General features: G+C 38.5%; 17 protein-coding genes. 4 read left to right on the top strand and 13 right to left on the bottom strand.

Features of this window, described 5'->3' with window-relative positions; all coding sequences use genetic code 11:
- Positions 1–185 precede the first annotated feature (185 nt).
- The gene (locus ACXACJ_RS17635) at positions 186–644 is read left to right on the top strand and encodes a hypothetical protein (RefSeq protein ID WP_475135732.1); all 459 of its coding nucleotides are present in this window, start codon (positions 186–188) and stop codon (positions 642–644) included.
- A 61-nt stretch (positions 645–705) separates the two neighbouring features.
- Here ACXACJ_RS17635 and ACXACJ_RS17630 read toward each other — a convergent pair whose 3' ends face one another.
- The 3 genes from ACXACJ_RS17630 to ACXACJ_RS17620 are packed head-to-tail and all read right to left on the bottom strand — an operon-like array spanning position 706 to position 2,387.
- Complete coding sequence (locus tag ACXACJ_RS17630; RefSeq protein WP_475135731.1) at positions 706–1,434, bottom strand: ion transporter; 729 nt, start codon at positions 1,432–1,434, stop codon at positions 706–708.
- A 35-nt stretch (positions 1,435–1,469) separates the two neighbouring features.
- A complete protein-coding gene (gene recR / locus ACXACJ_RS17625) occupies positions 1,470–2,075 on the bottom strand; it encodes a recombination mediator RecR (protein ID WP_475135730.1) in 606 nt (201 codons plus the stop codon).
- A 30-nt stretch (positions 2,076–2,105) separates the two neighbouring features.
- Positions 2,106–2,387: an ATP-dependent Clp protease adaptor ClpS gene (locus tag ACXACJ_RS17620; RefSeq protein ID WP_475135729.1), complete on the bottom strand. Its 282-nt coding sequence runs from the start codon at positions 2,385–2,387 to the stop codon at positions 2,106–2,108.
- A 237-nt stretch (positions 2,388–2,624) separates the two neighbouring features.
- Here ACXACJ_RS17620 and ACXACJ_RS17615 point away from each other — a divergent pair, with 237 nt between their 5' ends.
- Entirely contained in the window at positions 2,625–4,067 is a 1,443-nt protein-coding gene (locus ACXACJ_RS17615) for a sodium:solute symporter (RefSeq protein ID WP_475135728.1), read from the top strand.
- Positions 4,068–4,288: 221 nt separating this feature from the next.
- On the opposite strand, the gene ACXACJ_RS17610 is transcribed toward ACXACJ_RS17615, so the two are convergent.
- From ACXACJ_RS17610 to ACXACJ_RS17600, 3 genes are read right to left on the bottom strand one after another with little or no spacing between them, the layout of a single operon-like run.
- Positions 4,289–5,032 (bottom strand): TerC family protein, encoded by a 744-nt coding sequence (locus tag ACXACJ_RS17610; RefSeq protein WP_475135727.1) that lies wholly within the window; start codon positions 5,030–5,032, stop codon positions 4,289–4,291.
- A gap of 17 nt (positions 5,033–5,049) precedes the next feature.
- Positions 5,050–5,958 (bottom strand): mechanosensitive ion channel domain-containing protein, encoded by a 909-nt coding sequence (locus ACXACJ_RS17605; RefSeq protein ID WP_475135726.1) that lies wholly within the window; start codon positions 5,956–5,958, stop codon positions 5,050–5,052.
- A 40-nt stretch (positions 5,959–5,998) separates the two neighbouring features.
- Positions 5,999–6,337: an MGMT family protein gene (locus tag ACXACJ_RS17600; protein ID WP_475135725.1), complete on the bottom strand. Its 339-nt coding sequence runs from the start codon at positions 6,335–6,337 to the stop codon at positions 5,999–6,001.
- An 85-nt stretch (positions 6,338–6,422) separates the two neighbouring features.
- Between ACXACJ_RS17600 and ACXACJ_RS17595 the strand changes: the two genes are divergently transcribed.
- Entirely contained in the window at positions 6,423–7,109 is a 687-nt protein-coding gene (locus tag ACXACJ_RS17595) for a hypothetical protein (protein WP_475135724.1), read from the top strand.
- A gap of 28 nt (positions 7,110–7,137) precedes the next feature.
- On the opposite strand, the gene ACXACJ_RS17590 is transcribed toward ACXACJ_RS17595, so the two are convergent.
- From ACXACJ_RS17590 to ACXACJ_RS17575, 4 genes are all read right to left on the bottom strand, one after another.
- Entirely contained in the window at positions 7,138–7,731 is a 594-nt protein-coding gene (locus ACXACJ_RS17590) for a 2OG-Fe(II) oxygenase (RefSeq protein ID WP_475135723.1), read from the bottom strand.
- Positions 7,732–7,835: 104 nt separating this feature from the next.
- Positions 7,836–8,084, bottom strand: coding sequence for an ATP synthase F1 subunit epsilon (gene atpC / locus ACXACJ_RS17585; protein ID WP_475135722.1), 249 nt, complete (start codon positions 8,082–8,084; stop codon positions 7,836–7,838).
- An 8-nt stretch (positions 8,085–8,092) separates the two neighbouring features.
- On the bottom strand, positions 8,093–9,601 hold the full coding sequence (atpD, locus tag ACXACJ_RS17580; protein ID WP_475135721.1) for a F0F1 ATP synthase subunit beta: 1,509 nt from the start codon (positions 9,599–9,601) through the stop codon (positions 8,093–8,095).
- A gap of 184 nt (positions 9,602–9,785) precedes the next feature.
- Positions 9,786–11,006 carry a sensor histidine kinase gene (locus tag ACXACJ_RS17575; protein WP_475135720.1) on the bottom strand — a complete coding sequence of 407 codons (1,221 nt, stop codon included), beginning with the start codon at positions 11,004–11,006 and terminating at the stop codon, positions 9,786–9,788.
- A gap of 201 nt (positions 11,007–11,207) precedes the next feature.
- On the opposite strand from ACXACJ_RS17575, the gene ACXACJ_RS17570 reads away from it, so the two are divergent.
- On the top strand, positions 11,208–11,816 hold the full coding sequence (locus ACXACJ_RS17570; protein ID WP_475135719.1) for an outer membrane beta-barrel protein: 609 nt from the start codon (positions 11,208–11,210) through the stop codon (positions 11,814–11,816).
- A gap of 16 nt (positions 11,817–11,832) precedes the next feature.
- On the opposite strand, the gene ACXACJ_RS17565 is transcribed toward ACXACJ_RS17570, so the two are convergent.
- The 3 genes from ACXACJ_RS17565 to ACXACJ_RS17555 all read right to left on the bottom strand — a co-directional run bounded on the left by ACXACJ_RS17565 (position 11,833) and on the right by ACXACJ_RS17555 (position 17,690).
- Positions 11,833–13,371, bottom strand: a complete 1,539-nt coding sequence (locus ACXACJ_RS17565; RefSeq protein ID WP_475135718.1) for a hypothetical protein — start codon at positions 13,369–13,371, stop codon at positions 11,833–11,835.
- 3 nt (positions 13,372–13,374) lie between these two features.
- Positions 13,375–16,224, bottom strand: a complete 2,850-nt coding sequence (locus ACXACJ_RS17560) for a TonB-dependent receptor (RefSeq protein WP_475135717.1) — start codon at positions 16,222–16,224, stop codon at positions 13,375–13,377.
- Between the two features lie 233 nt (positions 16,225–16,457).
- The gene (locus ACXACJ_RS17555) at positions 16,458–17,690 is read right to left on the bottom strand and encodes a pyridoxal-dependent decarboxylase (RefSeq protein ID WP_475135716.1); all 1,233 of its coding nucleotides are present in this window, start codon (positions 17,688–17,690) and stop codon (positions 16,458–16,460) included.
- Between the last annotated feature and the right edge of the window lie 10 nt (positions 17,691–17,700).

The following is a 17,700-nucleotide window of genomic DNA, read 5'->3' as shown; positions in this document are numbered from 1 at the left end:
CTGAAAGGAATGTTGACGAAGCGAAAAGTGTTCTTTCAATTCGACCCAAAAATTCTCATTTGTAGAAAAAATTACCCTGCATTGGCATAAAGCTTTAGCAGAGTAAATGCCTTTTCTGTAGTGTTTTCGCATGTTTTTCTGTTTTGGCACGATTATCACATTTATATGTGCAAATCCAAAACGCTATGAAAACTGTAGAATCGAATCACCAAAGAATGAAGGCCGTAATCTTAAAGATCGCTAACACGGCTAAAATTGCTCACTTTATGCACGATATGTGCCTTTCGGAAGATGCGAAAGATTACTTCGCAATTCACGAAAGTAATTTGGCAGCAACTAAATCTCTTCTTTTCAAAGGGATTGGTGCTTCGAGCAAGGAGATTGAATTACTACACGGCAAACAATGGGCTCCGGTATTCATCTATTTTCAAATGAAGTTTTTGAAGTATAGTGATTTGGAGATGATCGATCTTTTGAAAAGAAGAATCGATAAGGTTTACAAAGAAGTAGACCAGTTGGTAGCGGAAGAACGGGATTACGAAACCAAAAGAACCATAGCAGACGCATTAGATCATTTGGAGATTCTACTTTCAGCCCTGAATATTCAGCGATTTTATGCAGCTGGCGTTTTAGAAACCAATTAGGCATTAGCCGTAGCAATAGATCAACAAAGGACGACATTCTGATCAAGTGTCGTCCTTTTTTTTAATCATACTCTTTTTGTATCTCCTCTTCTTCAATAATTCTTGCTTTGGTTAAAGCTGTGGCGATTAGCCCGGCAGGAACTGTGACAATTCCGATTCCTATTATCAACACAAAGGACGTAAAGATTCTACCTCCCATAGTAACTGGAATTGAATCACCATAACCAACCGTAGTTAGGGTTACAATTGCCCACCAAAGGCTGTGAAAAACAGAACTGAATGTTTCGGGTTGTTCCGCGTTCTCAAAGAAGTAAATGCCTGAAGCCGATAGGAATATGAGAATGCAAGTAACTATGAAAAACAAAATCATCTCTTCTTTAACGATTCTTGCTGCAATATGAAATCTGTGAAGGGCTCTGTTATAACGGATGAGTTTTAGGGTTCGGAATATTCGTAGGATACGGAAAGACCTTAACGCTCTTAAGTCTATCGTTCTATTTAAATAGAATGGTAAAATGGAGAAAAGATCAATTATTCCATAAAAGCTAAATATGTATTTGAGTGGTTTTTCAGCTACATAAACCCTAAGCAGATATTCGCAAGAGAAGATCATTACACAACTGATTTCTATAAAAGAAAGCACCTTCTTTAACTCATTCGAATTATTTGGTAAGGTTTCAATTGAAAAGGAAATCAGAGAAAGCAAGATTAAGCCTTGAACAAAATAGTCAAAGAGCCTTCCTTGCTTTGTTGTATTGTCTTCAATGATTAGTCTTAACTTTTTCCTCATTTCATGGCAAAATAGGAATAAAAGGAAAGAAAAATCTATTTATACTCCGAACGGGTCATAATGCTTCGGCCCAAAGTAATTTCATCTGTGTATTCTAACTCACCGCCCATAGGAATACCACGGGCAATCGAAGTGATTTTTACGTCAAACTCCTTAAGTTTTTTGGTAATGTAAAAGGCCGTAGTGTCACCTTCCATGGTAGGGCTTAAGGCCAAAATCACCTCTTCAATTCTAGGTTCGCTGTTTTTTACTCGCGCTATCAGCGAATCAATGTGAATATCGGCTGGGCCAATGCCTTCAATAGGTGAAATAACGCCTCCCAAAACATGGTAAAGGCCACGATATTGGGCGGTGTTTTCTACCGCAATTACATCGGGCGTATCTGTAACCACGCAAATTGTGGTCAAATCGCGCTTAATGGTTTTGCAGGTACAATCCGTAGTGTCGGAAATAATGTGGCAGGTGCTACAATACTTTACGCCTTCCCTCAATTCGTTTAGGGAATTGGTTAAGTGTGTGGTATTAATCGGTTCTTGTTTTAGCAGATGGAGCACCAATCTAAGGGCGGTTTTTTTGCCTATGCCCGGTAGTTTGGAGATTTCCTCTATTGCGTTTTCAACAATTTTAGGAGGGAAGTTCAAATGTAAATCGAAGAATTAAGGCTAGATAATTTATAGAACGGTAGCAGTAATGCCGGCAGAAAGAATGCTTTCGCACATAGGTTTTAATTCAATAAAAGAACCATGCTTAACCGTGCATTTTCCTTTAAAATGAATAAGGTATGTACATTGTTCGGCTTGTTCTACAGTGTGTTTGCAAACTTTCATAAGCACGTTAATTACGTGCTCAAAAGTATTGACATCATCATTGAATACTACCAAATCGCATAACTCCTCATCAGTTGTTTTGTCGAGCACCTCGACTAACTCTTCTTCTTGATAGTTAAAATTCATATCTCGAAATTTTTTCAAATGTACGAAAATTCGTTTGCTCAGTAAACATTCTATACTTTAGAAGGTTCCCTGAATTTATTTGTGGTAAATTATTTTTGTCTGATATTCATGGGGTTATGTCAAGTTGCGCAGTCAAAATGAAACAAAGCACTTATCTTAACTAAGTTTGTAATCTTTTTAGGAAAGTCTTGTTTACCAATCAACCTAAGGAGATATTCGAGTTAAAACCTACACTACATGAGCCCAAGTTTAGTTGCTGCCATTATTGGCGGATACTTTTTACTGTTGATCATTATTGCCAGAATTACCTCTAAAAAGGCTGATTCTGCAACCTTTTTTACGGCCAATAAGCAATCGCCTTGGTATTTAGTGGCTTTCGGAATGATAGGCGCTTCGCTTTCGGGTGTCACTTTCATTTCTGTTCCTGGTGCGGTGGGCGCAGGCTCTTTCTCTTACTTTCAGGTAGTTTTGGGCTATTTGGTGGGTTATGTTGTTATCGCCACTGTGCTTATGCCTTTGTATTACCGCCTGAATTTGGTTTCCATTTATGGCTATTTGGAAGAAAGATTCGGGTTTTGGTCTTACAAAACGGGCTCGCTTTTCTTTTTGCTTTCGCGAACTGTAGGCGCGGCTTTCAGATTGTTTTTGGTAGCAGGTGTACTTCAGTTTGCCCTTTTCGATAGCTTCGGAATTCCTTTTTGGGTTTCAGTATTAATTACCATTGCGCTGATTTGGGTTTATACATTCAAAGGAGGCATTAAAACCATTGTTTGGACTGACACGCTTCAAACGTTCTTTATGCTAACTGCTGTGGTGGTTACCATTTATTTGATTACCAAAGAAATGGGTATTGGCTTTGGTGATGCTATTGGCCAAATTCGAGAGAGCGATTACTCACAGATTTTCTTCTTCGATTGGAACAATAAAAAGGACTTTTTCAAACAGTTTATTTCGGGTGCTTTTATTGCCATTGTAATGACAGGCCTGGATCAAGATATGATGCAAAAGAACCTGACCTGCCGCAGTTTGGGCGATGCTCAGAAAAATGTATTCTGGTTCAGTGTAGTTTTGGTCATTGCTAATTTGCTTTTTCTTGGTTTGGGTGCTTTGCTCTATTTGTATGCAGGCCAAAACGGTATTGAAATCCCTGCTAAAACCGATAATCTTTACCCATTAATAGCACTTGATCATTTAAGCACTTTCGCAGGGGTGGTGTTCTTATTGGGCATTGTTGCTGCAGCTTATTCAAGTGCTGATTCTGCCTTAACTGCTCTTACAACGGCTTTTTGTGTCGATTTTCTGAACTTCGAAAAAAGAGCTGAGCCAGAAAAGAAACCTATTCGCCTGAAAGTGCATGTCGGTTTTTCCATACTGCTATTTTTGGTAATTCTAGTCTTTAATGCCATAAATGACGACAGCGTTATCAACTCCATTTTCACTGCTGCTGGTTATACATATGGGCCTTTGCTGGGCTTATTTTCGTTCGGCCTTTTAACCAAGCTTCAGGTGCGCGATAAATTGGTTTTGCCGCTTTGTTTGCTCTCTCCGCTCATCTCATACATTATCGATGCTAATGCAGCCGTTTGGTTCAACGGGTTTCAGTTCGGCTTCTTTATTCTGATTTTGAATGGAGCTCTAACTTTTGTGGGTATGCTGGCCATTGCTAAATGGAAGGGCTGAATTGAGTTTTAAGGAAACTTTCTTCCCTGAGGATACGAAGGGACTCTTTGTTGAAACTAGTTCCTTCGCTATGCTCAGGATAAGAAAGGCATGAGGGTTTTATCAATGGCTCATTTAAGCTAAGAATTTCTGAAAGAAAAAAATCTTCGGTACTGGCCATTTATATAGATGATAAAACAGCCTTTACCGAAGATTTGAAAGGGAGAATTGAGCAAGATTAATTACTTGTCTCCCACAATACGTTTTCTGAGTTTAACAGCCATATCGTTCTTTCTTTTTCTCATGTTTAGAATCTCAACAGTTAGAGAGAAGAACACGGCAAAGTAGATATATCCTTTTTCAATATGGTGGCCAATGCCTTCTAGTACAAGCATAAACCCAATCAGAATCAGGAAGGACATTGCGAGCATTTGCAAAGAAGGGTGCTTGTTGATAAAAGCACTGATTTTGCCAGCGAAGGTCATCATTACAAACATGGCCAGTGTTACCGCAATAATCATAATCAGAATTTCTTCAGTAAGCCCTAGCGCGGTAAGAATTGAATCGAAAGAGAATACAACATCGAGCGCTACAATTTGAAGTATTACTTTGCCAATAGTGGTGGCCTTGTTTTTTGATTCATGTTGTTCATCACCTTCTAAAGTATGATGGATTTCCGTGGTGCTTTTGCCAATTAGGAACAAACCACCTACAATTAGAATCAGGTCTTTAATGCTTACCCCATGATCTAGTAAAGTGAATAGCGGTTCAGTGAAACCGATGATCCAACTAATTCCCAACAAAAGGCCAATTCGCATAACCAAAGCCAAAGCAAGCCCTGTGTTTCTGGCTTTTTTCTGCTGGTTGGCAGGCAATCGGTTTGAAATGATAGAAATGAAAATGATGTTGTCCACGCCCAGAATAATCTCTAAAAAAGCGAGGGTTAAAAGGGCGATAAGTCCCTGCGATGTAAGTAGTGCTTCCATTGAATAAAAATTGACTGCTATTTTTTGTTTTCAGCAGCGTAGTTCAAAATTGTTTTGTTGATGAATCTTCTCACTGGTTTTTCAAGGTCTTTGTCCTTCTTGTCCAGCGTTATATAAAGTTTTAAGCTTACGGTATCTTTCTTAATATCAGCTACTTTCAAATTGAATTTCTCCAGGTTGATATTTTTGAATTGGGCTTTTAGTGCTTCAACAATATAATCTTCCAAACTATCGGGGTTGCCCAATGTTTCGGGAGAAAGCTCAAAGTCGAAGCTTAATTTTTTAAAGTTCTTCTTGGTGCTGTTAATCACACTGGCATTGATGGCCAAAGTATTCGGAACGTAAATTATCTCGTCTTCATCGCTCAATAAAATGATATTCATCAAGTTGATGTCCAGAATTCTGCCCGCAAATTCATCGATCTTAATGTAGTCGTTTAGCGAGAGCTGGTTAGAGAACATCAGAATCAATCCATTGATCATATTCACGATGTAGTCCTTGGAAATGATGGCGATTGCGGCAGCTACAATACTCAGTGAGGTAAGAAATTCTTTGGCTTCTATATCGAAATAAACCAATACGGAAATGAGTAGAACAACTACCGAAAGAATGGAAGCAATTCTGTTGATGCCTAGAATAAAATTATCCTTGAAATCGTCTTCTTTGTGTCTTCTTTTAAGGTAAAGATATACCAGTGAAAGCCTTCCGAAGGAGATAATAAGAATACCCGTGACATAGTTTAAAATGGCTGGTAAAATATGGCCGTAGGCGCTGTTAAATCTTTCGTAACTGCCTCCAAACTGATCTTTCCATGTTAGTATGGAAATCAGCAATAAGATTTTCAAGATGAAGAATACGCGTTTTCTACCTTCTTCTTTCACCTGATCTAAGGGGCGGTTTATTCGTGTCGGTTTTTTCCTGATCATTCAATCAAAATCTTTGGCAAAAGTAGAGGATTTTAATCTTTTACAATCCGAGTTCGTCCACGGGGTTCCAGAAAACATTTTTGAAATCCTGAATTTTATCATCTACCACTTTTACTCCTTCGGCTTCCAAACGTTCTTGCATGATGGTGGGCGTTTCAAAATGATTTTTACCGGTTAAAATGCCCGCCCGATTAACCACTCTGTGTGCAGGCACGTTTGCTTTCCCATGCGCTGCGCTCATAGCCCAGCCCACCATTCTGGAACTGCCTTTGGTGCCCAAGTAGGTAGCAATCGCTCCGTATGAAGTAACCCTTCCTTCAGGAATTAAACGCGCAACCTCATATACATCGTTAAAAAAATTAGTGTGATCTTTCGCCATACTGTAAATTTATAAGGAAGAAGGGCAATGTAACGTTTCAATCCGTTTTCAATTTCAGATTTGCCTTAAACCATAACCCTAAAATATGAAAAAGCTGTTTCGCATATTGTCTATTGGCTTGATTGCTTTAATCGCCTTTTTGTTCATTTTCTATTTGATTAAAAATGAATCGAAGCCTGAGGGGCAAGCTGGTGCCAAAGCAGATGAAATGGCTCTTAAAATGATGGAGTCGCTAAATAAAGCTGCTTGGGATACTACAGAAACCGTTTCTTGGACATTTAAGGGCATTCATCATTACGATTGGGATCGAGTACAGAACAAGGTGAATGTGCGTTGGGATCAGATCGAAATTGAATTGAATCCAGAAACGGCATCAGGTGAAATTCTTCAAGCTCCGAATCATTTAAAGGAAGAACCTGCCGACTTGATTAAAAAAGCTTGGGACTTTTTTAATAACGATAGTTTTTGGCTCTGTGCTCCCTTCAAAGCTTTTGATCCTGGTACTGAAAGAAAGCTAGTTACACTTGGTGATGGGAGAGAAGGTTTAATGGTGACTTACACGCAAGGTGGTTCAACGCCAGGCGATAGCTATGTCTGGTTTTTGGACGAATTTGGCCGTCCTACTTCAGTTAAAATGTGGGTTTCCATTTTGCCATTAGGCGGAATGGAGTTTACATGGGAAAACTACCTTACCTTGGAGTCTGGGGCCGTTGTGGCTCAAGATCATTGGCTTTACGGAAGCGTAAATATTGAGCTTACAGAGGTTAAGTGAAGGAAATTAACTTCTGACAAATCGTAGTTTATCTGTAAGGAGGTCCAGCTAACCAGCCCACAATGGATTGGCGCTCACCTTTTGTAATTGGTGTTACTCTGTGAATGATGAATGAAGGGAACACCACTATGGTACCTTTAGCTCTTGGAGCGTTTACGATTTTCTGATTGATCATAAACTGAAGATCTCCGCCTTCATATTCATCAGAATCCGAAAGTTGTACCGAAATGCTCAGTTTCCGGTTAGAAGTTTGGCCGGGTCCAAAATCAAGGTGCCAATCAAAAAAATCTCCTTCGCCATAACGCGCTAATTGCAAACCGTGGTGAAAGCCATGAATATCGAAGCCGTAGCGCTCGTTGTTGCTTTGAATGGCTACGCTGGCTAGCTTCTGGTAAATCCATTGGTTTTGGTCGTCAGGAGCAATAAATGTCACTTTAGATCTGCGTAAATCCTTGTCCTCAGTGGCTTCTTGCCCGGCACTTAATTTCGCCTCTTGCGTTTCATGTGTGTCCCATAAAGATCGAACTCGGTTTACTTCGTGTGAAAGAAAAAGGTCGCTATAGTAAATGAATTCTGCGAAGTGGGGATTTTGAGGTAGTCCAAATGGAAAAGTAACCGACATATTAAAAAGTGTTTCGCCAAATCTAGGATTAATTCTGAACACGCAAAAACAAAAAAGCCTTTCTGATTGCTCAGAAAGGCTTTATATAATACAGTTAATAGAGTCTATTCTTCAATAACCAACTCGGCTAATACGACTACGTTGTTGTTCAAAATTTCAACAACTCCGCCATCAATAAGCAATTCTTCTTTTTTACCAGAAGCCATAATGCTCACTTTTCCTCTGCCAAGGGCACTGATCATTGGGGCGTGGTTTGTTAAAACCTGAAACTCGCCTTTTGCTCCTGGAAACGTGACAGAACTCACTTCGCCTTCGAAGACTTTTTTATCTGGTGTTACTATTTCTAGTAGCATAGACATTCTTATTTAGTGGCTTCTGCCAATAGTTTCTCACCTTTCGCTCTAGCTTCTTCAATGGTTCCTACCAAGTTGAATGCAGCTTCAGGAAGGTCGTCATGCTTACCATCAAGAATTTCGTTGAAACCTCTGATGGTATCTTTAATGTCTACAAGAACACCTTTCAAACCTGTAAATTGCTCAGCAACGTGGAATGGCTGAGAAAGGAATCTTTGTACACGTCTTGCTCTTGATACAACCAATTTATCTTCGTCAGACAATTCGTCCATACCAAGGATAGCGATGATATCTTGAAGTTCTTTGTAACGCTGAAGCGTTTCTTTTACTCTTTGAGCACAGTCATAATGCTCATCACCAAGGATTTCAGCAGTCAAAATTCTTGAAGTAGAATCCAATGGATCTACCGCAGGATAGATACCTAGCTCAGCAATCTTTCTTGAAAGTACGGTAGTAGCATCCAAGTGAGCGAAAGTAGTTGCAGGAGCAGGGTCAGTCAAGTCATCCGCAGGAACGTAAACGGCCTGTACAGAAGTAATCGAACCATTCTTAGTAGAAGTAATTCTTTCTTGCATGGCACCCATTTCAGTAGCAAGGGTTGGTTGGTAACCTACCGCAGAAGGCATACGACCTAGAAGGGCCGATACTTCAGAACCTGCTTGAGTGAAACGGAAAATATTATCGATAAAGAAGAGGATATCTCTTCCTTGACCTTCGCCATCACCATCACGGAAGTATTCAGCGATAGTAAGACCAGAAAGGGCCACTCTTGCTCTCGCACCTGGAGGCTCGTTCATCTGACCGAATACGAAGGTAGCTTTAGATTCAGCTAATTTTTCTTTGTCTACTTTAGAAAGATCCCATCCGCCTTCTTCCATAGAATGCATAAAATCATCACCGTAACTAACGATGCCAGATTCAATCATCTCACGAAGCAAGTCGTTTCCTTCTCTTGTTCTCTCTCCAACACCTGCAAATACAGAAAGACCTCCGTGTCCTTTTGCAATGTTGTTGATCAACTCTTGGATCAATACAGTTTTACCTACACCGGCACCACCGAACAAACCAATTTTACCACCTTTTGCATAAGGCTCGATAAGGTCGATTACTTTGATACCTGTGAAAAGAACTTCAGTTGAAGTGGAAAGATCTTCGAACTTAGGAGCTGGTCTGTGGATAGGAAGAGTTTTTTCTCCTTTTGGCTGATCGATACCATCGATAGCTTGACCTACTACGTTGAACAAACGACCTTTAATATCTTCACCGATAGGAACTGAGATTGCAGATCCAGTGTCTACAACGTCCATTCCTCTGGTAAGACCTTCAGAAGAGTCCATCGCGATGGTTCTTACTCTGTCTTCACCTAGGTGTTGCTGACACTCCAGCACTACTACCTGACCATTTTCTTTGGTTACTTCCAAAGCATCAAGGATGTTTGGTAATTTCGCTCCAGCGGCATCAAAGCTTACATCCACTACAGGCCCAATTACCTGGGTGATCTTTCCAATATTTGCCATTCGTTATTGTTTATCTAAGATAGGAAAAATGGGGTTTACTTTTCTGGGTGCAAAGGTAGGTCTAATATCGATTAAACCAAAGGGTTGTAAAGAAAATGAGACCCCGAAAGTTTGCTACTCCAAAAGTGATTCGTTTTTCGCAGTATTTCGTGTTAAAACCTTGACGGAGTGATGGTTTCTGGTTTTAGCTTTGAAGAATAATTCTGAAAGTAGTTCCCACATCAGTCTGAGATGATTTGACGAAAATACGTCCGAGATGGTAATTTTCTACAATGCGTTTTACCAAAGTAAGGCCTAAACCCCAGCCTCTTTTTTTGGTAGTAAAACCAGGTTTAAACACTTCTTTAATTTTGCCTTTGGCTATTCCTTTGCCATTATCTTGAATGTCGATAAATACCGCATTTTCTGATTCTTGCCCTATGGTGATGGTGATTTTCCCAATGCCACTCATGGCATCCACTCCATTTTTTACAATGTTTTCAACAACCCATTCGAAAAGAGGGCGGTTCATCTTTGCGGTCAGATGTGGTGCATCAGCATCGATATGAAAACTGACTTTGGACGAAACTCGAGGTTTCAAGTAGTTGATGGTATTTTCAATGGCATTTAGCAGGTTTTCATCCTTAAGTATAGGAGAAGAACCTATGTTGGAAAATCTGGAAGTGATCATTTCCAAGCGATGAACATCCTTGTCCAGTTCTACAATAATATCTTCTTTACCTTCCATCTGGGGCATACTTTTTAAGTATTCTACCCAAGCCATAAGTGAAGAAAGAGGAGTGCCCAATTGATGAGCCGTTTCTTTAGCCAAGCCTACCCAAACCCTGTTTTGCTCCGCTTTTCTTGAATAACTGAAAGCTAAATAGGCAATGAAGCCAAAAATGGCAATTACCGACAATTGAATATAAGGATAGGCGCTAAGCTGCCTCAGTAATCTCGAATTTCTGTAATACACATACTGAACGCTAGAGATGCTTCCATTCGGGCCATCGCGCATAACAATCGGAATGGGCTCGTTTTCGCTTTTCATTTTATTCAGCGTTCTCTGAATATTGGGGTCGTCTTCGGCATCTAATGATGAATCGTTGGGCTCCACATTCCGCTGAGCCATGATGTTTTGGGTAGCTGAATCCAATATGATTACAGGAAGTGAGTTGTCGGGGCGAATAATGTTGTTCGCAATAAAGGTTAAGCTGGGGCCTTCATCTATTGTGGAAAATTCAACCGCCTTGGCCCAAAGACTGATGTTGTCACGCTCTCTCTGTTTCAAGACTTTTACCAGTTGAGACGTGTAAATAATTGACCCAATGCCAATTACTACAGCTACTATTAAAATGATGTATTTAATAGTAGACTGGTTATTGTAGAAGTCGATGTTTAATGAACCCTTGAACGGATTTTGCATACTGGGAAGTAACGAAAATTATTGAAATGAATGTATAAACAACTATGACATTAGCTTTTCAAGAGACAAACTCATTTTTATCAAGTATTAAATCTGTAAGAGTTTTATCATTAGAATGTGATTTTTAAGTTAAAAAGTAAGGTAAAAGCTTTTTATTTAAGATATCTTTCTAATTTTAATTTCACTTTTTACAGACAAAACATGAAGCTTCGATTTTTAGGAATAGCAATTTTATTCTTGGTTGCTCAGCATAATGGTTTTTCTCAAAATGTAGATGGTGTCTATTTTGCCATAAAGGGAGGGTTCAATCTATCTTCAATGAATTCAAAGCAGGGAGAAGGCAACTATGAATTGCAAACCATTAAAGGATTCAGCGTGTCGGGAGTTTTGAGTTTTCCACTGGCTAAAGGGGTGGGAATGTCCATTGAACCGGGCTATACCTTAAAAGGAGCCGAAATTGACAACGCTGATTTGGATTATAAATTCAACTATTGGGGCGGCCCAATTTTGTTCGATTATTTTTTGAACAATAGAGTAAAAATTAGCGCAGGGCCGGAGATTTTACGCCTTTCAAAAGCATATAATCACACAAGCGAAGGAAATAGGGTAAATATCGGAGGTGCTTACAGTAATGATTGGGAGTTTTCCGGAACTTTGGGCATTAGCTACTCGGTCGATTTTTTTATGGATTTGGGCCTTCGCTATAACAAAGCTTTCACCAATATTTCGGACTACGACCCAATCTTAGATCAAAGCAACAAGAAGAACCAATATGTTCAGTTCTTCTTGTTGCTGAAAATTGCGAACTAGTTATAATTACTTTTTGCTATTGATCAAATGGATAGATGTGGGTTCCTTGAAATGAATTTGGGTCTACTGGCTGTATTTCTGCTCCAAATGAATTGTTGAGCTCCTCAATGATCAAATTTACAATTAGAGCATTTCCTCTGGGGTTAAGGTTAAGTCCGTCAGCTGAGAAAATCCCAAATTTCTCTATTCCAGGATAAAATAAGACCCCATTAATTTCTTTTCCATCTGCCCTTCTGTTAAGGAATGGATCAAAGCCTTCATACATCTGTTGAAAATAGGAAAACATATCAACTACTGATATCCGTCCATTATAGCGAGAGGAAACAGATTCTATGATTTGATTGAAAGAGTTTATCTTGGAAGAAATCAATTGAGCTTCTACTTCTTTTAAGTATTCTTTCTCGGTTAATGCATTGGTGTAAAAATGTCCTTTCGATTTATTTAGGACTGTTTCCAGAGGGAGAAAAATAAGATCTTTTCTGTGTGCATGGCGTATTTTAGGTAATGGTTCCCCTGTATAACCATATGCTTCATCCAAATCTTTGTCTGTTACAATTATGCCCCAATTGAAGGCTCTATCCGAAGCAAAGTCCAGATAGGGTCTTCTTTCCCAATATGGTATGTTGGGGTTTTGCTGATAATAATTATCGAGCTGGGTATTATATTGGGCAGCAGCCTGTACAGTTAGATTATATAATGGAGTTCCTTGGATATAAGGAGTAATATCAAATTTAACTTCAGTGAAAAATGGGAATTTCAAGAAATCAGGTATATTCATCAACAATCCTTTTGCGTTTGGATTGGAAGCTAACAATCCTTCAACTGTTTCGGTTAGCTTCTGTTCAAACAATTCTTCACTGATCAAATCACCGAATGAATGTGTTTCGGGATTAGAAACATTGCTTTGACCTTCAGCCCCATTGGATGCGTATGCTAATATGTCTTCATAGCCTAGATTTAAGAGAAAAAAGGAGGGAGACATTTCCTCTATACTTTTAAGAATGCTTTGACTAAGGCTAGAATAGAAAGCTTGTAAATATGGATTTTGAATTCTGTTGGATTCAGTGAAATCCAATATTTGTGTTTGAGGGAAAGAAAAATTACTAAGTGTCCCATTTGGGTTAATATATTGAAAAGGATCTCCCTCTGTTAGAACTGTTGTGAAGTCTCCAGTATCTAATGAAGGATATATTAATCGGTATTGACCAACGCTTGAATTAAAACTTGAATTTTCGTATATATTGAAACCATTTTCAGAGCTCACAGCAGGTGATGGATAAGAACTGGAAGATTCTAAACCATGAATTTTATTTAGTAGAATTTGAGGAATGGAGCTAGAACTTGAAGATGTTGATATCGCACCATTACTAACTCCACTAAATTGGGTTCCTCCTAAAAAAACTGGATTATTAAAGTCAATTTCGCCTAAGTCATCTTTTATATCTTTTGGTTTCTCAGGAAACTCATATTGACAGCTCCAAATGGTTAAAAAAACTCCAAAAAATAAAATTGAGCGATTTATACCTATAAAAGATTTTATGTATTGATTTCGCATGATTTAAAAAGGATCAAAGGTGAGCGATATGTAGTAGAATGAGGTTATTTCAGGGCCTCCAAATGCATTGAATTGAGCTTGATTCAACACATTGTTTCCTCCGAGACGTATTGCAGTATTGATTGAAGGTATCCTATAGGTAAATTGGAAATCAAAGGTGTTATAGCTTGGAATTTCACCATCAACAAAATTACTCTCCCAGTCATATTTTGAGCGGTATCTCCACGATAATTTGGCTCCAAAATTAGGGGCTATATCGCTATGGCCTAAACTCATGTTAAGTTTGAAAGGAGGAGTGTTGAAACCAGGAGTGAGTGAATCGTTTGATTTTTGAATGATATTAGCAAATGTCATATTGATAGCGAAATTTGTTCCTCCATCACTCGTAACATCATAAACTAATTCCAAGCCTTGCGTAATAATTGGTTTTGTTGAATTATCGGATATATAATATTGGTCACTTGCTCCTGGGTTATTGGCCTGCTCTGCTGCTAAAAGTAAATCTATCGTAGGGCTTGTACGAGGTTTAATTACTCTTGTTACACCTATAAAGTCTTGATAGTGGTTGATATATAGGATTGCTTCTATTAGGCGTTTTTCTTCAATTAAACTGCGGAAACCGAATTCTAAACTCGTAATAGTTTCAGGTTTGATTCCTTTCAGCTGATTTGAGCCAATTACTCCGTCTTGAATGATATTTAGGTATCTTAATCTCAAATTTTCAACATTAACAGTTGCATCAGGTTGAGCTAAAATTCTGTTTACTTCATTGCTTATAGCTTCATTGTAAGCTTCTACTGAACTCTGCAAAATGGCGTTATTGTTTAGGTCGTAAGCCCCGACAACTTGAGGTAACCCCCCGACTATGGTTAAGTCCCCAAGGTTTTGGTTAAAAAATTGCTCTCTTATGTTAGGTAACCTTTGCCCTCTTTGTAATGAGCCTCTTAAAAAAGTATTATTCTTGATTTGTCTGACCGCTGATATCCGTTGGCTTGATATGATGTTGAAATTTTCGTTTTTGTCAATTCTTAACGATGCTGTGGCTTCTGTTTTATCATCTATTTTATGGCTGGCCTCAGCAAATGCTCCAATTTCAAAGTTAGTTACATTATTCCCAGTACTATCGGTAAATATTGTCCCCGCAGATTCGGGGTCATACAATCTGGCACTCATGCCAACCTCAAAATCTGAGAAGAAGTCGCCCCACTTCTTGATTTTCGTATTTGCTTCTAGGTGATAAATTTTTGATTTATCGAAAATCTTGGCACCAAAACCAGGATCTATTGAGGTGATTATCTTTGACCTTAGCGAATCGAATCTTTCTGTTTCTGGCTCAAATCGAGCTAAATAGTTTCCTGGAAATCCAGTGTCTGCTATTCTCCTCGCTGTCTGAAAACCTCCTCTTCCTCCTCTGTATAACCTTTCATATTGGTTGTACCATATGGCATCAGGTTTGGCGGTTTGAATTAATGATTCAGCTAATCTTCCCACATTATAGGTGTTTCCAGCATCTTGCATCGTAGTGTAAGCTCTAACATTAAATGATTTAATATTTAATTCGATTTTATGCTGTTGTATAGAGAAGTCTCTCAGTGCTATCCTGTCATCTCCAGTAATCATAGTTGATGCCTTACCATAAAATGATGCAAGGGATAGTTCTGAATTATCATTAAATCTAAAATGCAGAGCACCATTTAATTTTATGTTTTCTGCATTATAATTCACTAGGTCTTCTTCTTTATAGCCTTTTCTTGTTACAGCAAAAGCAGTATCTCTTGGGGATATATTAAAAATTCCATCACCATTAGGATTTGAAACTCGAAGAGGGACAACCATATAGGCAACTCTATCATCTCCATATATATTAACTCCATTGATACCTTGGTTATCGGAATTTGTAGTGTTTTCAAATGCTGCACCAGGACCAATGTTGTCATAGTTGACTGCTTTAAAATCAACCCCAGAAAGGAAAGAGCCATTTATTTTAAAACCAATTTTGTCTTTGTATGCTGTCGCAAATCTAAGGGCTCCTTCTTTTATAAAGTCATTACCTATACTAATGAATTGCGAATCATACTCATCTGTTCCTAAGGATGCACCTTTAACTTCGAAACTCAAGCCTTGATAATCAAATGGGTTTTTCGACTTCATATCCAGAACTCCGTTGAATGCCCCGTTTCCATATTTTGATGTTGTTGGGCCAGGTATAAGTTCTAAGGATTCTACATCGAGATTACTTGGCCCAACAATGTTCCCTAAAGAAAAACCTAAGCCTGGTGCCTGACTATCTATGCCATCAGTAAATTGACGAAACCTTAAGTTAGTATTAGAGTTAAATCCTCTAGTATTCACTGTGTTAATGATAATGCTTTGGGTTGCTACATCAACGCCTTTGAGATTTGTAACGGCATCATAAAAATTAAAAGAAGCAGTATTTTTTAACTCCTTCATGGATAGCTTCTCAATTTGTATAGGGGAGCGAAGCTCTTCTTGAGATATTTTTTCTCCTGAAATTATTACATCCTCTAGAAGAGTGGATCCAGATTCAAGTTCTATTATTAAATTGTCTGATAGCTTTAAAACCTCTAACTGTTTAGGCTTAAAACCAACGGAAGAGACCTCAATTTGAACAGGGAAATTGGCTACCGCCAGAGAGAAAAGTCCATTTTCATCTGCCGAAACCCCAACTTGTTTATTTAAATATTTAGAGCCGATAAGCTTTATACTTGCATAAGGCACAGCCTTTTTACTTTCTTTACCTATTACTCTACCAAATAGAACTTGTGCTTCCATTTGAGTTTGGAACAAGAAAATAAATGATATTGAAAAAAGTAATAGATACCTTGATATCATTTTTAAAAAGTTGAGTTAATAATTCGGTTTGATTAAGTTTTGCTACTTGCAATTTGATTTAAGAATAGTTAAAAAAAACTATACCTCGAGAAAATCTTGACAAACAGTAAATAACGAGTTTAAATGGATAGGATGGTTGTTTTGGCTTGTGTTTTATAAAAATGACAGAATATTATATGGTAGATTTTAAGTGGTGATGCATATGATATTCGGATGTTTAGTAGCTATAATTACTATTGAAGTTCAGCATCCAAATCGTTTAAAAAGCTATCTATTAGACCTTGGGTTACGTGGTCCATCACCACAATTTTCCACCACTTCACATTATTGCCATGGGCATCTGGCACTAGCAAATATTTATGCGCTAGTTCGGGTGATACATATTTAGCTCGAATGGTAATGATGTTCATTTCTGGGTTTCTGAAGTACTCAATGCCTCTTTCGCTAAGGTTGCTGCAAAGACGATCGGTTTTTGCCATAAGTCTTTGAATTTTGGCTTTCCAGCCATCTGAACCATAAGTGCGCATAATCATCCAAACCGCAATAGCGTTTGCGCCAGATCTACTTCCGATTAATGTGTAATCTTTTCCCTTAACATAGTTTGCCTCTTCCGTAAGGGCGTATTCCATAAATCCTTTTCGGGTTAGATAGATGCCCGTTCCATATGGAGATTGAAGCATTTTGTGTCCATCCAAGGTGAAGGAATTGATTTTCGGGTTTTGAAAAGTATAGTCGAGATTCGAAGTGGTGAAAGGGTAGATGTAGCCTCCAAAAGCACCATCGACATGAACCATGTAATCTACCTTTAATTCATCAAGCCAACCTGTTATTTCAACAATGTCATCTACAGAGCCAAACATTGTGGTTGACATGTTCATAATAGCGATAAAGTGTTTTACGCCTTCTTCCTTCGCCTTTTCTATATTTTCCGAAAGGCTTTCTTTTGTTACTCTTCTTGTGCTATCGTCTACCTGGGTGACAAACGCTTTTAAACTCAATAGTTTCGAAGCCTTTGGCATTGAATAATGAGCGTCTTTAGAATAGATCACTCCAATTTCTTCTGGTTTGGCGTTGAATTCTACTTCGAAATAGCGCTTCAAAATCCAGATGGCTTGAATATTAGCTTCAGTTCCGCCTGAAGCTACATAACCGTCAAAATCGTCTTTTCCTCCTTCAAAAATTTGCTGAGCACAGAGGTCGATCAGTTCTTTTTCGATTTTATGTGTTCCTTGAAATGCAGCTTCCGATTCATTAAGCGTGTGGCAGCCGATGTGGTTTGGGTTGGCAATTAAGGCACTTAGGAATGGCGCATCTTTTAAGAATGGCGCATCATCATAGAAAACCTCGGTATCAAGGTAAGAGGCAGGTAAACCTAGAACAGGTTTTTCTCTATAATCAAGGTTTTGTTTGAGTGCTTTGAATACGGTGTCTTTAATTTTTTTGTGCGAATAGCTTTCCCAGTACATATTCTAAATT

Source organism: Roseivirga sp. AWQ4_251 (assembly GCF_056158225.1).
The sequence above is the reverse complement of the archived record's forward strand: the minus strand, read 5'-3'. Positions and strand labels throughout refer to the sequence as shown.

Bases quoted from the DNA above. Each gene is read 5' to 3' on its own strand.
- ACXACJ_RS17560 (WP_475135717.1), bottom strand. From the start codon at position 16,224: ATGATATCAAGGTATCTATTACTTTTTTCAATATCATTTATTTTCTTG.
- ACXACJ_RS17620 (WP_475135729.1), bottom strand. From the start codon at position 2,387: ATGAATTTTAACTATCAAGAAGAAGAGTTAGTCGAGGTGCTCGACAAA.
- ACXACJ_RS17590 (WP_475135723.1), bottom strand. From the start codon at position 7,731: ATGTCGGTTACTTTTCCATTTGGACTACCTCAAAATCCCCACTTCGCA.
- atpD (WP_475135721.1), bottom strand. From the start codon at position 9,601: ATGGCAAATATTGGAAAGATCACCCAGGTAATTGGGCCTGTAGTGGAT.
- ACXACJ_RS17575 (WP_475135720.1), bottom strand. From the start codon at position 11,006: ATGCAAAATCCGTTCAAGGGTTCATTAAACATCGACTTCTACAATAAC.
- ACXACJ_RS17610 (WP_475135727.1), bottom strand. From the start codon at position 5,032: ATGGAAGCACTACTTACATCGCAGGGACTTATCGCCCTTTTAACCCTC.
- ACXACJ_RS17605 (WP_475135726.1), bottom strand. From the start codon at position 5,958: ATGATCAGGAAAAAACCGACACGAATAAACCGCCCCTTAGATCAGGTG.
- ACXACJ_RS17595 (WP_475135724.1), top strand. From the start codon at position 6,423: ATGAAAAAGCTGTTTCGCATATTGTCTATTGGCTTGATTGCTTTAATC.
- ACXACJ_RS17570 (WP_475135719.1), top strand. From the start codon at position 11,208: ATGAAGCTTCGATTTTTAGGAATAGCAATTTTATTCTTGGTTGCTCAG.
- ACXACJ_RS17615 (WP_475135728.1), top strand. From the start codon at position 2,625: ATGAGCCCAAGTTTAGTTGCTGCCATTATTGGCGGATACTTTTTACTG.
- ACXACJ_RS17565 (WP_475135718.1), bottom strand. From the start codon at position 13,371: ATGCGAAATCAATACATAAAATCTTTTATAGGTATAAATCGCTCAATT.
- ACXACJ_RS17555 (WP_475135716.1), bottom strand. From the start codon at position 17,690: ATGTACTGGGAAAGCTATTCGCACAAAAAAATTAAAGACACCGTATTC.
- ACXACJ_RS17600 (WP_475135725.1), bottom strand. From the start codon at position 6,337: ATGGCGAAAGATCACACTAATTTTTTTAACGATGTATATGAGGTTGCG.
- ACXACJ_RS17635 (WP_475135732.1), top strand. From the start codon at position 186: ATGAAAACTGTAGAATCGAATCACCAAAGAATGAAGGCCGTAATCTTA.
- atpC (WP_475135722.1), bottom strand. From the start codon at position 8,084: ATGCTACTAGAAATAGTAACACCAGATAAAAAAGTCTTCGAAGGCGAA.
- ACXACJ_RS17630 (WP_475135731.1), bottom strand. From the start codon at position 1,434: ATGAGGAAAAAGTTAAGACTAATCATTGAAGACAATACAACAAAGCAA.